This window comes from Propionibacterium sp. (assembly GCF_047719395.1).
In the GTDB taxonomy this organism is placed as follows: domain Bacteria; phylum Actinomycetota; class Actinomycetes; order Propionibacteriales; family Propionibacteriaceae; genus Propionibacterium.
On sequence record NZ_JBDNTB010000066.1, the window covers coordinates 1 to 14,742 of the forward strand.

At 64.9% G+C, this 14,742-nt stretch carries 14 protein-coding genes; 7 read left to right on the forward strand and 7 right to left on the reverse strand.

The window, feature by feature from the left end:
• Nucleotides 1–159: 159 nt before the first annotated feature.
• Nucleotides 160–582: a DoxX family protein gene (locus ABF648_RS10640; RefSeq protein WP_415632242.1), complete on the reverse strand. Its 423-nt coding sequence runs from the start codon at nt 580–582 to the stop codon at nt 160–162.
• A 279-nt stretch (nt 583–861) separates the two neighbouring features.
• On the reverse strand, nt 862–1,365 hold the full coding sequence (greA, locus tag ABF648_RS10645) for a transcription elongation factor GreA (protein ID WP_415632243.1): 504 nt from the start codon (nt 1,363–1,365) through the stop codon (nt 862–864).
• 118 nt (nt 1,366–1,483) lie between these two features.
• Here greA and mca point away from each other — a divergent pair, with 118 nt between their 5' ends.
• Both mca and ABF648_RS10655 read left to right on the forward strand, forming a co-directional pair.
• Complete coding sequence (mca, locus tag ABF648_RS10650; protein WP_415632244.1) at nt 1,484–2,410, forward strand: mycothiol conjugate amidase Mca; 927 nt, start codon at nt 1,484–1,486, stop codon at nt 2,408–2,410.
• A gap of 19 nt (nt 2,411–2,429) precedes the next feature.
• A complete protein-coding gene (locus tag ABF648_RS10655; RefSeq protein WP_415632245.1) occupies nt 2,430–4,556 on the forward strand; it encodes a thioredoxin domain-containing protein in 2,127 nt (708 codons plus the stop codon).
• A 1-nt stretch (nt 4,557) separates the two neighbouring features.
• On the opposite strand, the gene ABF648_RS10660 is transcribed toward ABF648_RS10655, so the two are convergent.
• Nucleotides 4,558–5,367 carry an isoprenyl transferase gene (locus ABF648_RS10660; protein ID WP_415632246.1) on the reverse strand — a complete coding sequence of 270 codons (810 nt, stop codon included), beginning with the start codon at nt 5,365–5,367 and terminating at the stop codon, nt 4,558–4,560.
• 344 nt (nt 5,368–5,711) lie between these two features.
• Between ABF648_RS10660 and ABF648_RS10665 the strand changes: the two genes are divergently transcribed.
• Nucleotides 5,712–6,995 carry a PhoH family protein gene (locus tag ABF648_RS10665; protein WP_415632255.1) on the forward strand — a complete coding sequence of 428 codons (1,284 nt, stop codon included), beginning with the start codon at nt 5,712–5,714 and terminating at the stop codon, nt 6,993–6,995.
• A 19-nt stretch (nt 6,996–7,014) separates the two neighbouring features.
• On the opposite strand, the gene ABF648_RS10670 is transcribed toward ABF648_RS10665, so the two are convergent.
• The gene (locus tag ABF648_RS10670; protein ID WP_415632247.1) at nt 7,015–7,299 is read right to left on the reverse strand and encodes an exodeoxyribonuclease VII small subunit; all 285 of its coding nucleotides are present in this window, start codon (nt 7,297–7,299) and stop codon (nt 7,015–7,017) included.
• A gap of 26 nt (nt 7,300–7,325) precedes the next feature.
• Nucleotides 7,326–8,591, reverse strand: a complete 1,266-nt coding sequence (gene xseA, locus ABF648_RS10675) for an exodeoxyribonuclease VII large subunit (protein WP_415632248.1) — start codon at nt 8,589–8,591, stop codon at nt 7,326–7,328.
• Between the two features lie 227 nt (nt 8,592–8,818).
• Here xseA and ABF648_RS10680 point away from each other — a divergent pair, with 227 nt between their 5' ends.
• Nucleotides 8,819–9,823 (forward strand): 4-hydroxy-3-methylbut-2-enyl diphosphate reductase, encoded by a 1,005-nt coding sequence (locus tag ABF648_RS10680; RefSeq protein WP_415632249.1) that lies wholly within the window; start codon nt 8,819–8,821, stop codon nt 9,821–9,823.
• Here the strand turns inward: ABF648_RS10680 and rmuC are convergent.
• Nucleotides 9,810–11,087: a DNA recombination protein RmuC gene (rmuC, locus tag ABF648_RS10685; protein WP_415632250.1), complete on the reverse strand. Its 1,278-nt coding sequence runs from the start codon at nt 11,085–11,087 to the stop codon at nt 9,810–9,812. The two genes, ABF648_RS10680 and rmuC, sit on opposite strands and share 14 nt — an antisense overlap.
• A gap of 77 nt (nt 11,088–11,164) precedes the next feature.
• Here rmuC and ABF648_RS10690 point away from each other — a divergent pair, with 77 nt between their 5' ends.
• From ABF648_RS10690 to ABF648_RS10700, 3 genes are all read left to right on the forward strand, one after another.
• The gene (locus ABF648_RS10690) at nt 11,165–12,427 is read left to right on the forward strand and encodes a M18 family aminopeptidase (RefSeq protein ID WP_415632251.1); all 1,263 of its coding nucleotides are present in this window, start codon (nt 11,165–11,167) and stop codon (nt 12,425–12,427) included.
• Nucleotides 12,428–12,472: 45 nt separating this feature from the next.
• Nucleotides 12,473–13,546, forward strand: coding sequence for a redox-regulated ATPase YchF (gene ychF / locus ABF648_RS10695; RefSeq protein WP_415632252.1), 1,074 nt, complete (start codon nt 12,473–12,475; stop codon nt 13,544–13,546).
• A gap of 278 nt (nt 13,547–13,824) precedes the next feature.
• On the forward strand, nt 13,825–14,178 hold the full coding sequence (locus ABF648_RS10700) for a hypothetical protein (protein WP_415632253.1): 354 nt from the start codon (nt 13,825–13,827) through the stop codon (nt 14,176–14,178).
• A gap of 125 nt (nt 14,179–14,303) precedes the next feature.
• On the opposite strand, the gene ABF648_RS10705 is transcribed toward ABF648_RS10700, so the two are convergent.
• The coding region (locus ABF648_RS10705) for a DUF4282 domain-containing protein (protein ID WP_415632254.1) at nt 14,304–14,742 on the reverse strand (439 nt) is incomplete at its 5' end.

Genomic DNA, 14,742 nt, shown 5'->3' on the forward strand with positions numbered 1-14,742 from the left:
CCCGCCCCCCCCCCCCCGCCCGCCCCCCCGCCCGCCCCCCCGCCCCCCCCCCCCCCCCCCCGCCCCGCCCCCCCCCCCCCCCCCGCGGGCCCCCCCCCCCGCCCCCCCCCACCCCCCCCCCCCCCCCCCCCCCCCCCACTTTCATGATTCAGAAGTCATTCACTTCTTGAACTTCTTCACCTTTTTCGCACCGCCGAGGGCCCCCAGCAGCAGGCCACCGACCAGAGCGACATTCTTCTGGAAATGAATCAGTTGACCGCGACGCTCGCCGCCTTCCTTCTCCCAGTAGCGATGCCCGGCGACGGTGACCGGCACCAACTGAGCGGCCAGCACGAGGGAGGCGAATCGCGGCAGGATGCCCAGCGCCAGCGCGGAGCCCGCGACAGTCATCGTGGCGCCATTGATCTTGACGAGTTGTTCGGAGGGGATGTCGGGAAGGCTGTCGGTGATTTGACGAGGCAGGTTGGCGAGCAAGGCATCAGTGGCCGGTGCCAGTGCTTCGGAGTGCTTGACTGCGTTGACGCCGCTGATGACGAACATGGAGGCCAGCATCGAGCGCGCCACGAATTTGGGGAATGACATGAAAAATCTCCTTTGCAGGTGGACGGGACCATCCTGCCGCGTTGAGCTGGGTTCCGGAAATGATCACCGGAAAGCCATGCACTCTGTTGCCCACTGATGTGGCATCACAAGACGTCATGCACGAGGATGACGCGCGGAATCATGGGGCATGACTGGTACAGCGTCCTACCCGATCACATCGTTTTCACGACACGCATCTGATCCGGCCGACCACATGTCCGCATGTGCATTGGCCCCGAAATTGGAATGCAATCCCACGGAAAGCAGAGTGATTGTCGCTCAGACGGTCAGGGTTTCGATCTTGACGATCTTCACCGACAGTTTTTTCCCATTGGGGGCCTCGTACTGCACCTCGTCGCCCACCTTGTGTCCCACCACAGCTGCACCCAGTGGCGACTGCGGGCTGAACACCTGGGTCTGCAGCGACGCGTCCACGGCCATCATCTCGCGGCTCCCCAGCAGGAAGACGTCGGTGTCATCGGGATCACCGTCATAGGCCACGGTGACGGTGGAGCCAGCAGCGACCACATCTGAAGCGCTGTCGCCCGTACCGACCTCGACATTGCGTAACATCTGTTCCAGCTGGCGGATTCGCAACTCCATCTGGCCCTGCTCCTCGCGGGCGGCGTGATATCCGCCATTCTCGGAGAGGTCGCCCTCCGCCTTTGCAGCACCGATCTTCTTCGCGATCGCGATTCGCCCGTCACCCTTGAGATAGTCGAGTTCGGTTGCGAGTTTGTCGTACGCGTCCTGCGTCATCCAGACGGTCTGCTTGTCGGTCATTGTGACAGTGTAACGAGGACCCATCCGGCATCTCGGAAGAACGGCATTGAGGATTCATTCCGCCCCGGATTGACGGACGACTTCGCCGCAGGCCCCTCGGGCGCGCACAATGGTACCCATGTCACGTAGCGATCTGATCCCGGGCGGGCAAGACCTCCGCCTGATGCACGTGCACGCCCATCCCGACGACGAGTCGAGCAAGGGTGCCGCGACGACGGCGAAGTACGTCGCGGAAGGTGTCCGGGTGATGGTGGCGACCTGTACCGGTGGCGAGCGCGGAAGCGTTCTCAATCCAGCGATGGATCGTCCGGAGGTCTGGGCGAACATGCCCAAGATCCGTGAGCAGGAGATGCGCCGGGCCCGTGCGATTCTCGGCGTCGAACAGGTCGGTCTGGGATATGTCGATTCCGGTTGCCCCGACGGCGACCACCCCGGGCCCCTGCCGTCCGGTTGCTTCGGGCTGATGGACCCCACGAAGGCCGCTGCGCCGCTCGTCAAGGCCATCCGCGCTTTCCGCCCGCAAGTGGTCACCACCTATGACGAGCACGGAGGCTATCCCCACCCTGATCACATCCAGTGCCATCGGGTCACCCTCGCCGCGCTTCGTCAGGCCGCCGATCCGGCGGTGCATCCTGAGCTGGGGCCTGCCTGGCGGATCGACAAGCTCTACTACCAGCTGGGCTTCAACCGCCGCCGCTACGCCGCTCTGGACGAGGAGATGCGCCATCGCGGCCTGAAGTCGCCCTACACCGACCGGCTCGCGTCGTGGAGCAACTTCGACTACGAGCAGCGGATCACCACCCGGGTGGACTGCGCCGATTACTTCGAGGTCCGCGACGACGCGCTGCGCGCCCATGCCTCGCAGATCGACCCCTACGGCCAGTGGTTCGCCGTGCCACTGGATATCCAGAAGTCGGTCTGGCCGACCGAGGATTTTCAGTTGGTGTACACGGATGTGCCGGTCTGCCTGCCTGAGGACGACCTGTTCACCGGGCTGCGCAGCAACTCCCGGCGCCCCCAGTTCGAGGACGTCCTGGCCTCCTGAGTGCCCCTAGGCTTGGGCCATGCCCAACCGACTCGCCCAGGCGACCTCTCCCTACCTGCGCCAGCACGCCGACAACCCGATCGACTGGTGGGCGTGGGGGCCCCAGGCGCTGGAGGAGGCCCGGCGCCGACAGCTTCCACTGCTCATCTCGGTGGGCTATTCGGCGTGTCACTGGTGCCATGTGATGGCGGCGGAGAGCTTCTCCGAACCTGAGGTCGCGGCCTTCGTCAACGAGCACTTCGTGCCCATCAAGGTGGATCGCGAGGAGAACCCGGACGTCGACCAGGTGCTCATGGCCGCCACCCAGGCGCTGACCGGGCAGGGTGGCTGGCCGATGACGGTGTTCTGCACCCCAGATGCGAAGCCTTTCTTCGCAGGTACCTATTTCCCGCCCGAGGCACGCGACGGCATGCCCAGCTTCCGGCAGGTGTGCGAGGCGATGGCAGGTGCATGGCAGCAGCGACGCGACGAGGTGCTGCACACCGGTGACCAGATCGTCGAGGCGCTCACGGCGGCCGACGACCAGGGCGTCCCTGAGCCATCGCCGTCACGCGACCTGCTCACCGCGCTCGCCCAAGGAATGGACCAGGAGAACGGAGGGTGGGGAACTGCGCCCAAGTTTCCTCAGGCCCCGGTGCTCGACGCCCTTCTGGTGACCGGTGAGCCCAACCAGGTGATGGCCGCGCAAGTCACCCTGGACCGGATCATTCGCGGCGGCATCCACGACGTCGTCGGCGGGGGCTTCCACCGCTATTCAGTCGACGCCGAGTGGGGTGTGCCGCACTTCGAGAAGATGCTCTACGACAATGCCCTGCTGCTGGGCACCCTCTCCCGGGCATGGCGTCGCACCGATCCCGATGACATCGCCACTCGTGAACATCTGGAGATGGCAGTGCGCGGCATCGTGCGCTGGCTGGACATCCGGATGCGGGTCGAGGCCGAGCAGGGCTGTGCCTTCGCGGCGAGCATGGACGCCGATTCACCCGATGGGCACGGTGGCCACGAAGAGGGTGGCTACTACCTGTGGACACCAGCCGAGATGAATGCCCTGTTCGAGCGGCGCGACTCGTTGTTCGCCCAGGCCTGCTTCCATCTCACCGTGCGGGGGAACATGCCTGACGGCCGGTCGACGCTGCGTCTGCACGGCGATCCGGACATGCCCAGGCTGGAGCGGATCCTCGATCGGGTTCGGCAGGCCCGTGACGAACGCCCGGCGCCTGCCCGCGACGACAAGGTCGTGGCGTCCTGGAACGGGCTGCTGGCGGAATCCTGGGTGCAGGCAGCCATGGTCTTCGGCGAACCGGGCTGGCTGGACACGGCGAGGGGCATCGTGGACTATTTGTGGGTCGTGCACGGCTTCGATGGCGAAAATGCCGTGCGCACTTCACTGGCCGGGGTTGCCGGTGGTGCACCGGCCATGTTGGACGACTGGGCCGCGTTCGCGCTGGGCTGCGCACGGCTCGCCGGGGCGACGGGGGATGCCGCATTGCTGGATCGGGCCCGTCATGCCCTTGACGTCGCCTGCACACTTTTCGATGACGGCGTGGGTGGTTTTTTCGATGCCCCGGCCGCCGACGGCCTCTACACAAGGCCTGCGAACCGAGGTGACGAGGCGGTGCCCTCGGCCACCAGCATCGCGGTGCTCGCGCTTCACCTGGTGGGGCTGCTCAGCGGGGACACGCACTGGACACTACGGGCGCGACAGGCCGAAGTGGGGCTGTGGGCCGTGCTGGGCATCAGCCCGTTGGCCTCCGGATGGGGGCTTCTGGACCTGGCTGTCGAGGATGCCGAACGTGCCGGAATGGGCAGGGCACAGGTGGTGGTTGTCGACCCGGACGCAGATCCGGCGGGGCTGCTGACCCGGGCGGCCTGGCGGCTGGCTCCGGAGGGTTCAGCGATCGTGGTCGGCCCACCGGAACAGCAAGGCTTCGGGGAACTGTTTACAGACCGGGAAGCCATCGGCGGTTCCGCCACGGCATATGTCTGCCGTAACCAGACCTGCTTCGAGCCGATCACGGACTTCGCGGCCCTGCGAGATCCGCTGTGGCGCAGAGTGATTCAGGCAAGGTTGTCCGGGCGCATTTCGCGCCCGCTGACCGGTATCAACGTGCCCGGCACCAATTCCCCGGAGGGCGAGGACCGTTGACTCACTTGCCGAAGCGCCGCTCGCGCTGCTGATAGGCGCGCAGCGCCCGGTAGAAGTCGATCTTGCGGAAGTCAGGCCACAGCGCCTCGCAGAAGTACAGCTCTGAGTGCGCGCTCTGCCAGGGCAGGAAACCACTGAGCCGCTGTTCGCCGGACGTGCGGATGAGCAGGTCCGGATCGGGCTGGCCCTTGGTGTACAGATGATCGGAGATCTGGTCGACCTCCAGGGTCTCGGCCAGTTCCATCAAGGTGGTGCCCTTGGCGGCTTCACTTGCCAGCAGGGACCGGACCGCATCGCGCAGTTCGTGGCGTCCACCGTAGCCAGCAGCCACATTGATGTGCATGCCCGCCCGCTCACGAGTGCTCTGCTCGGCCTGGTGCAAGGTGCTGGCCAGAGAGTCGGGAAGAAGATCCAGGTCGCCGACCGGCATGACACGGAAGTCCTTCTGGGCCACCAGATCGCGGGTCAGCTGGGCGATGACATCCATGAGTGGCAGCAGCTCATCACCGGCTGAACGGCTCAGGTTGTCGGTGGACAGCACCCACAGCGTCACGACCTGGGTGCCCACCTCGTCGCACCAGCCCACGAAGTCCAGCAGCTTGTCGGCACCCGCCTTGTATCCGACCGCCAGAGGCTTGTCCGGCGCATTGGCGCGCGCCCAGCGCCTGTTCCCGTCTGCGAGCACTGCGATGTGCTTGGGCATCTGCTCCCGGTCGAGTTCGGCGCGTAGCCGATTTTCATAGGTGGAGTAGAGAAGCCCGGCGGGGTTCAGGCGATCCCATGCCTCGTTCACCAACTCGCGGTGCGCCATGCCTCGTTCACCAACTCGCGGTGCGCCATGCCGCCAGCCTAGCGGCCGGGATTGTGGATGGTTCGCCGGCGAGGGGTGGGGTGAGTACCTGGCAGTGGAAGCGCCGGCCTGCTCAGGGTTAATTGTGCGGAAACTTTGCCCGCATCGGATGGGACGCCTGCATGAAAGGACTCGGGTCGCCTACGGTCGAAATGCGGGGGCGTTCAGTTCCCGCCCATGCCACCGATCGCGCTAGCTGATGCGGAGGTCGCTTCGGTAGCGCAGAAGGAGTCACCGTGCTCGCCGAAGAGACGACCGCCGCCGTCGAGGCACTTTCACCCGCCAACGGCACCGGCTCGGGGGTCATCACCACATATGTGCTGGACACGTCGGTTCTCATTGCTGATCCGCGGGCGTTGCTGAACTTCGCCGAACACGAGGTCGTGGTTCCCCTCGTGGTGATCACCGAACTGGAGGGCAAGAGACACGACGCGGAGGTCGGCTATTTCGCCCGCAGCGCGTTGCGGTTGTTCGACGATCTTCGCCAGCGCTACGGCCGTCTGGACGAACCGATCCCGGTGAACGAGCAGGGCGGGCGGATGCATGTCGAGCTCAACCACAGCAGCCAGGAACTGCTGCCCGCCGGCTTCCGACTCGGTGACAATGACACCCGGATTCTGGCGGTGGCCCTGAACTACTCCCACGAGGTGGGCCATGTCGTGCTGGTGAGCAAGGACCTGCCGATGCGGGTCAAGGCCGCGGCAATGGGCCTGGAGGCCCAGGAATACCGCAATGACCAGGCCATTGACGCTGGCTGGACTGGCATGGTCGAGCTCGATGTGGCCGACGAGGCGATCAGTGCGCTGTTCGACAAGGGCTCGGCCCAGATTGATGGAGTCGAAGAACTGCCCGTGCACACGGGGCTGGTCCTGCACGGGCCGAACGGCTCGGCGCTTGCACGTCGTACGCCGGACGGCAGGGCACGGCTGGTACGTACCGATCTGGAGGTCTTCGGAATCAGGGGACGCAGCGCGGAGCAGCGGGTGGCCCTGGATCTCCTGATGGATCCCGGGGTGGGAATCATCAGTCTTGGCGGGCGGGCCGGAACGGGAAAATCGGCACTGGCGCTGTGCGCGGGCCTGGAACAGGTGATGGAACTGCATCGCTACCAGAAGGTCATGGTCTTCCGGCCGTTGTACGCCGTGGGAGGTCAGGAACTGGGATATCTGCCCGGAACCGAGAACGAGAAGATGAGCCCCTGGGGACAGGCGGTCTTCGACACTCTCGGCGCTGTCACCAACAAATATGTGATCGACGAGGTCATTGCCCAGGAGATGTTGGAGGTGCTGCCGCTGACCCACATCCGTGGCCGCAGTCTGCACGACGCCTTCGTGATCGTCGACGAGGCCCAGTCATTGGAGCGCAATGTGCTTCTCACTGTGCTGAGCCGTATCGGCCAGAACAGCCGAGTGGTGCTCACCCACGACGTCGACCAGCGCGACAACCTGCGTGTTGGGCGGCACGACGGCGTTGCGGCCGTCGTGGAACGCCTCAAGGGCCACTCGCTGTTCGCCCATGTCACGCTGACCAGGGCGGAGCGTTCCCCGATCGCCGCGCTGGTCACCGAGCTGCTGGGCACCGAAAGCTGACAATGGCAGCTGAGGAAACTCAGCTGTCCTGGGCGGCAGCATCGTTTCCGCCGGGAGCCGCAGCGGCACTTTGCGTTTGCCGGGCCTGGTCGATGGTGGCTTTGGCGCCGTCCAGCCAACCTTGGCAGATCTTGGCGAGCTCTTCGCCGCGCTGCCACAGCTGCATCGACTCCGCAAGCGGCACGCCGCCTGATTCCAGGCGCTGGACGACGTCTGCGAGTTCGGCGCGGGCCTGCTCGTAACTGAGCTGGTGGAGATCGGGCTGCTCACCGGTGATGGGCCCTGAGTTTGTGGGTTCTGACATGGGTGTTCGTCCTTTCGGAGTGGGAATCAGTTCTGCGCGGGCTGGCCGGTTTCGGGGATTGCGTCGTCGACTTCGAGGATCAGTTGGCCGTCTCGCAGGTAGGCCATCAGCTGGTCGCCCGGCTCGGCATCGGTGACCGAGCTGACAGAGTTGTTGCCGGAGTCGGTGAGAATCGCATAACCGCGTTCGAGGGTTGCCCGGGGTGACATCGCCCTGATCCTGGCAAGGGCGTGGCCGACCTCGGTGTTCTCACCGGCGAGCACGTGATCGATGGCGGCCTCGAGGCGGAAGCGTGTCATCACCAGTTGTTCCAGGTGGCCGTTCAGGGCCGAACCCGCATCACGCAGCACGGGCCTGCTGGTGAGCTGGGACAGTTCGTACTGTTCGGCATTGAGCCGCCCGACAATGGCATTGCGCAGCCGGGTGAGGTGCTGGGTGAGCTGGGCACGTTCCTCGGCGGCGTCGGGGACCACACGCTTGGCTGCATCGGTGGGTGTTGATGCGCGCACATCGGCCACCAGATCGAGGATCGGCGTATCGGGTTCGTGCCCGATGGCGCTGACCACGGGGGTGTGAGCGGCAGCCACGGCGCGGATCAAGGATTCGTCGCTGAACGGCAGCAGGTCTTCCAGAGATCCGCCACCGCGGGCGATGACGATGACGTCGACCTGCGGGTCCGCGTCGAGCTCGGCCAGTGCTGCTGTGACATCGGCCACACTGTTCGGTCCCTGCACCAGAGCATGACGCACGGTGAATTTCGCTGCTGGCCAGCGGCGGGTGGTATTGCTCAGCACATCGCGTTCAGCAGCCGAGTTCGCGCCGGTGATCAGCCCGATAACCCCAGGGACGAGGGGCAATGACTTCTTGCGGAGAGGATCGAAGAGACCTTCGGCCTGCAATGTGCGTTTCAGCTTCTCGATGCGGGCGAGCAGCTCGCCCTCCCCGCTGATCCGGATCTGGCAGCACTCGAAACTGAGTCGCGCTGTCTTGTTCCAGACCCTCGGGCGCACGCACGCGAGCACGGTGGTGCCCTCGGTGAGCGGGCCAGCCTCGTCGAGAACTGCAGTCGTGGCGGTGATGCCTGCCGATACCTCGGTGCTGACATCGCGCAGGGTGAGAAAATGCAGGGAGGCACCTGCGCGGCGGCGCAGTTCGATGACCTGAGCCTCCACCCACACCCAGCCGCATCTCTCCACCCAGCCCTTGAGCATGGCCACCACGGTGCCCAGCTGCTGGGGTGTCTCGGCAGTGTTCTTGGGTGCCTGGGCGCGGAGGGCTGCGACATCGACCATGCGTCCACGCTAGCCGCAGGCTCGGACAGTTCCGGCTGCGAAGCGACGGGAGCAATGCGCGGGAATCTGCCGAGAGGAACTGTTCGTTGCGGTTCTGCTCATCGACGGGCGCCCGGCAACGGGTCTGGGACGGGTGGGCTGCTGATGCCAGACGGCCGATCAGCCGGCCTGAGTGGGTGATCTCGTGACGGGAATCGGCCGGATCCCTGCCTCCTACACTGGGGCCCATGACCGATGAGCCGGATAGTCAGCCCACCAGGCGCGTCATTGTCGCCTCGCCCCGCGGGTATTGCGCCGGTGTCGATCGTGCCGTGCTCACCGTGAAGCGCGCGCTGGCCTCTTTCGGTGCGCCGGTCTATGTGCGCAAGCAGATCGTGCACAACGAACACGTCGTGGCGACCCTGGCCGAACAGGGAGCGATCTTCGTCGATGAGCTGGCTGAGGTTCCGCAGGGCGCACTCGTGGTGTTTTCCGCACACGGTGTGTCACCCGAGGTTCGTCAGGATGCGGCGACCCGCCGGCTGCGCACCATTGATGCCACCTGCCCCTTGGTCACCAAGGTGCATCACGAGGCGGCTCGTTTTGCCGCGAAGGGCGTGCCGATCGTGCTCATCGGTCACGCCGGGCATGAAGAGGTCGAAGGGACCACCGGTGAGGCGCCCGACGACATCACCTTGGTGCAGAGCGGCGAGGATGTCGACGCGCTGACCCTGGATCCTGAGCGCCCGCTGGCCTGGCTCAGCCAGACCACGTTGAGTGTGGACGAGACACGCGGCATCGTGGAGAAGCTGCGCGCCCGATTTCCGCAGCTTCTCGACCCGCCCAGTGACGACATCTGCTATGCCACCCAGAACCGGCAGTCGGCCATCAAACAGATCGCCGCGCAGTCGGATCTGGTCATCGTCGTCGGGTCCAGGAACTCCTCCAACTCGGTGCGACTGGTCGATGTGGCGCTGGAGAATGGCGCACGAGCCGCGCATCTGGTGGACGATTCCGGCCAGGTCGATCCGCAGTGGTTCGACGGTGTCGTCTCGGTGGGGGTCACGAGCGGCGCTTCAGTGCCGGATGTCCTGGTGGACGGGGTGTTGGCGCGGCTGGAGGAACTCGGTTTCCCGCCCGCCGTCGAGGACCGGCTGGTCGATGAGACGCTGAGTTTTGCCCTGCCGCCGCAGGTGCGTGAGCGGCGTCAGCCTCGCCCGCCCGTCACCGGGCACTGGGTTACCGGGCGCTGAGCCGTTCATCGCTTCCCGGCAGCCGTGCGATCGTGTCATCTGCTCGGGACGCATCGTCGATCAATTCGGGTGCGGTGATGACCCTCGACGAGGCATCCGCGGGGGAGGGGCCCGGCAACTCGGACTCCACGATGCCGAGATCGTGGAACTTGCGGGCGGTGACGAGAACCCGCTGCTCCAGCGATCCGACTGCGGAGTTGTAGGAACTCACGGCCCCCGTCAGCGAGCGCCCGAGCTTGTCGAGGTGATGTCCCATGGTGGCGAGCCGCTCGTAGAGTTCCTGGCCGAGGGCAGCAACGTGCTGCGCAGACTCGGCGAAGGCCGCTTGGCGCCAGCCGTGCTGGACGGCGCGCAGCATCGGGATGAGGATCGACGGCGAGGCCAGGAAAATGCTGTGGTCAGCGGCGTACTCATGCAGATCTGGGCGGCGTTCCAGCGCGATCTGCAACAGCGCATCGCTGGGCAGGAAGAGGATCACCATCTCCGGGCTGGCTTGGTCGAGCCGCCAGTAGTTCTTCGAGCCGAGCTGGTTGATGTGGGTGACCACATTCCTCACGTACTGATCGAGCAGCTCGTCGCGCTGGGAGCCGTCAGCGTTGTTGTAGGCGTCGATCACATTGCCGAGCGGAGTCTTGGCGTCCACGAAGATGACCTTCTGGTCGGCCATGGTCACCTTCATGTCGGGCCGGAAACCGCCGTCGGTAGTGGCATAGGCCACTTGGGTGTCGAAGTCGCAGCGCTCGACCATGCCGGCGATCTCGGCCACGCGCTTGAGCTGGGTCTCGCCCCATGCGCCGCGCACCTGGGGTTTGCGCAGGGCCGTGACAAGGGCTTCTGTTTCTCGGCGCAGGCTCTCGTTGCTCAGCCGGACGCTGTCGACCTGCCGGTGCAGGTCTGCGGTGGAGGCGGCTCGGTCCTGGTCGAGCTGGTGGAGCCGCTCGGTCATCTCGGTGACGCTCTTGGCCAGTGGCGCCATGACGGCACGGGTCTCGTCGAGCCGCTGACGCGCGGTGCGATCAACGGTGCGGGCCTGTTGCTCCCCGGCGAGCGCAGAAAGCCGCTGGAACTCTCGAGCCATGGCATCACGGTCGGCGTGGAGCTGGTTGAGCTGGTTGCGTGCGGCATCGCGTTCGGTCTGGGCGCGGGCAAGGTCCGCAAGGCCATGGGCCTCCCGCGCCCGTGCCAGCAGACGCGAGATCCCTACGCCGAGCAGGAAGCCCACCGTGAGCAGGATCAGCGCGGCGATGATCGTGGTGATATCCATGGGGACAGCCTCGCAGGGCCCGCCGACATTTCTGTTCGCCGGTGTGCCGAACCTGTTCAGGCGGGCAGAATGGCGGCATGTCAGAGTCAGGCGAGTTCGTGTCGGCGCTCATCGACTTCCTCGCGGCGAGTCCCACCAGCTACCACGCGGTCGCCACAGTGGCTGATCGGCTGAGCGCCGCCGGATTCACCCACATGGACGAGCAACAGCGATGGTCCGGGGTCGGCGGCAAACGCTTCCTGGTGCGTGGCGGTGCTGTCGTCGCGTGGATCGTGCCCGAAATACTCACTGACAACGTGGGATTCCGTGTGGTGGGGGCTCACACCGACTCGCCTGCACTCAAGCTGAAGCCGAAGGCCGATCTCTGGGTCGCAGGCTGGCAGCAGCTCAACATGGAGGTCTACGGCGGCCCGCTGATCAACAGCTTCCTCGACCGTGAGCTGGGACTGGCCGGGCGCATCGTCGACTTGGACGGCACCGAACACCTGGTGCGGACTGGTCCGGTCATGCGGGTGAGCCAACTCGCGCCGCACTTGGATCGCAGTGTGAACGACCGGCTCACCATCGACCGGCAGGCCGAGCTGATGCCCTCCTTCGGTCTGGGCGATGAACCGGACATCGTCACATTGCTGTGCGACCAGGCAGGCATCTCTCCTGCGGTATTCGCCTTCGCGGATGTGCTCAGCTATCCCACCGAGGCACCAGCGGTCTTCGGCAACAATGGGGAGTTCTTGGCGTCATCACGGCTGGACGATCTCTCGTCGGTCTTCCCTGCGCTCAATGCGCTCACCAAGCTCGAATCTGGTCCTGACGTGGCCGTATTCGCCGCCTTCGACCATGAAGAAGTGGGCTCTGCGACGACTTCCGGTGCCCAGGGACCTCTGCTGGCCGACACCCTGGCGCGCATCGCTGGAGGACTGGGGGCAACCGGTGATGCCTGGTACGCCATGCTGGCGCGAAGCTCCTGCGTGTCGTCGGACGCCGCGCACAGCGTCAATCCGAACCATGTCGGCAAATACGATCCGCTGTCCCGGCCGATGATGAATCAGGGGCCTGTCCTCAAGGTGAGTGCCCAGCAGCGCTATGCCACCGATGCCTCGACGGCCGCACTGTGGGAGAGGGCGTGCCGCGAGGCCGATGTGCCTCACCAGGTGTTCGTCTCCAACAACGACGTGCCCTGCGGATCCACCATCGGGCCGCTGACCGCCACCAGGCTCGGCATTCCGACGGTCGATGCGGGCATTCCCATCCTCTCGATGCATTCAGCGAGGGAGATGTGCGGCACTGCCGATCCCGAATACCTCAGCCGAGCCCTCACCGCCTACTGGCAGGGCGCCTGAGTGGCGGAGGCAGCGTTGGACGCGCGAACGGTAACCTAGGGGGACGTGGCACTCACCATCGGAATCGTCGGCCTTCCCAATGCCGGCAAGTCGACCCTGTTCAACGCACTCACCCGCAACAATGTGCTCGCCGCGAATTACCCCTTCGCGACCATCGAGCCGAATGTGGGCGTCGTGGGGGTACCAGATTCCCGTCTTCCCGTGCTGGGGAAGATGTTCCACTCCGCGCAGCTGATTCCGGCCACGGTGAGCTTCGTCGACATCGCCGGCATCGTGAAGGGCGCCAGCAAGGGAGAGGGTATGGGCAATGCCTTTCTCGCCAATATCCGCGAGGCCGATGCGATCTGCCAGGTGACCCGCGTTTTCGAGGACGCCGATGTCAGCCATGTGGATGGCGATGTGAATCCGGCGTCTGATCTGGACACCATCACCACCGAATTGGTGCTGGCAGATCTCCAGACGCTGGAGAAAGTACTGCCCAAGCTGGAGAAGGAAGCCGCGATCAGGAAGGAGTCGCGGCCTCGTCTCGAGGCTTACAAGCAGGCATTCGACACGCTCAGCGAGGGCAAGGGCATTTTCCAGGCCGGGCTCGATCCGGAGCCGCTGCACGATCTGTGGCTGCTCACCGCCAAGCCGTACATCTATGTCTTCAACTGCGACCAGGACGAGCTGGCCGACGAGGACCTCAAGAAGCGGATGGGCGAACTCGTGGCGCCCGCCGAGGCGATTTTCCTGGACGCCAAGTTCGAGTCCGAGCTGGTCGAGATGTCGGAGGAGGAGGCGAAGGAGTTCCTCGCCGATTCCGGTGTCGAGGAGGCCGGGCTGGACCAGCTCGCGCGGGTCGGGTACGAGACTCTCGGCCTGCAGAGCTATCTCACCGCAGGTGAGAAGGAGTCCCGGGCCTGGACAATCCACAAGGGCTGGACGGCCCCGCAAGCTGCCGGTGTGATCCACACCGACTTCGAGAAGGGCTTCATCAAGGCCGAGGTCGTGAGTTACGACGATCTGGTCGAACTCGGTGGCATGAAGGAATGCCAGGCCGCTGGAAAGGTGCGCCTCGAGGGCAAGGACTACGTGATGGCCGACGGCGACGTGGTCGAGTTCCGTTTCAACGTCTAGCCCCCGCGAGTGTGGGCAGCACTCGGAATCGAGCGGAGGCCCACGAGGTGGCAAGTGCCATCGTCCCGCCCCTCCGCGACGACCTTTGTGCCGTTTCGAAAAGGGCTGCCGGTATCGTCTGGATTCGGAATCATGTCCACTGCACTGGCGCATATCACATCGCGTTCATATTCACCGCACCGGTCCCAGGCAGTGCCCAGTCAGAACATGATGCTCTCACAGAGCCCCTGCTGCTCGTTATTCCACGAAACCCATCCAATGATGTCGGACATGAGAAGGTGCGGGAGTATTTCTTCCCCGTTGTCCTCGAGATGTTCCCGGAGAATTGCACCCTGGATTGCACCGCCCATCCAACGATGCCGCGGCCGGTGCGGGCGGAGGCCCATGAGCAGTTCACCGACTCAGCGATGCCGTCGGCACGGGAGTTCCCGCTCGCAGAGGGTGACCGGAGTGTCGCGGTGGATTCCGGGTATGGCGACGGTGGTCATCCCGCCTGTTGGGGTGTGGATGCGCACGGCGACATCGCCCAGCTGGTCGTCGATTTCATGGTGCTCGTCAGCGAGAACGACACCAATGTGCTCAGCACCTGTCAGCCGCAGTGGTTGGAGCGATACGTGAGGTGTCCCCGCTGATCGGACTGTTCCCCAACGGGTCGCCCGGCGTACTCCCAGATCGGCAAACTTTCCGTCGCGCATCATCTGACGCCCACCCGCTCTGGCATCGGGCGTGGTGGGCATCAGGAAATGTGCCAACCTGGCTACCTGGAACTCTTGACCAGTTCTGAAGTGTTCTGTGCCGTGCGGATTGATGAAATCAGGAATTCGAGTAGTACTCGTGTGAAGATTATCTGCACCAATGCGGGGATCCAGCCGAACAGGATGACAAGAATGATGAAGAGTGCTCCGCTGCTCCCTGACTGAGAACTGACCCCAGCCAGAATGATCCAGAAGAGCCACTCCAGGGCGGCCACGATGATTGCGATCACGAATATGACACTGGCGAACCGGATCGCAATGAAGTGGGAGAAACTCAAATCGAATAATGCCTTGAAGAAACCCTTGTGCTCGCTCAGCGGTGCTGCAGACGCCGGTTGCTGGGGCTGGTTGGGCTGCTGTGACCCGTAGGGCGGTTGGTTGGGCTGCTGTGAACCGTATGGCGGTTGGTTGGGCGGCTGGTTGGGCTGCTGAGGGTAGGGC

What these genes read in the sequence shown, in the direction of transcription:
- ABF648_RS10640 (WP_415632242.1), bottom strand. Translation starts at nt 582, where the DNA reads ATGTCATTCCCCAAATTCGTGGCGCGCTCGATGCTGGCCTCCATGTTC.
- greA (WP_415632243.1), bottom strand. Translation starts at nt 1,365, where the DNA reads ATGACCGACAAGCAGACCGTCTGGATGACGCAGGACGCGTACGACAAA.
- mca (WP_415632244.1), top strand. Translation starts at nt 1,484, where the DNA reads ATGTCACGTAGCGATCTGATCCCGGGCGGGCAAGACCTCCGCCTGATG.
- ABF648_RS10655 (WP_415632245.1), top strand. Translation starts at nt 2,430, where the DNA reads ATGCCCAACCGACTCGCCCAGGCGACCTCTCCCTACCTGCGCCAGCAC.
- ABF648_RS10660 (WP_415632246.1), bottom strand. Translation starts at nt 5,367, where the DNA reads ATGGCGCACCGCGAGTTGGTGAACGAGGCATGGGATCGCCTGAACCCC.
- ABF648_RS10670 (WP_415632247.1), bottom strand. Translation starts at nt 7,299, where the DNA reads ATGTCAGAACCCACAAACTCAGGGCCCATCACCGGTGAGCAGCCCGAT.
- xseA (WP_415632248.1), bottom strand. Translation starts at nt 8,591, where the DNA reads ATGGTCGATGTCGCAGCCCTCCGCGCCCAGGCACCCAAGAACACTGCC.
- ABF648_RS10680 (WP_415632249.1), top strand. Translation starts at nt 8,819, where the DNA reads ATGACCGATGAGCCGGATAGTCAGCCCACCAGGCGCGTCATTGTCGCC.
- rmuC (WP_415632250.1), bottom strand. Translation starts at nt 11,087, where the DNA reads ATGGATATCACCACGATCATCGCCGCGCTGATCCTGCTCACGGTGGGC.
- ABF648_RS10690 (WP_415632251.1), top strand. Translation starts at nt 11,165, where the DNA reads ATGTCAGAGTCAGGCGAGTTCGTGTCGGCGCTCATCGACTTCCTCGCG.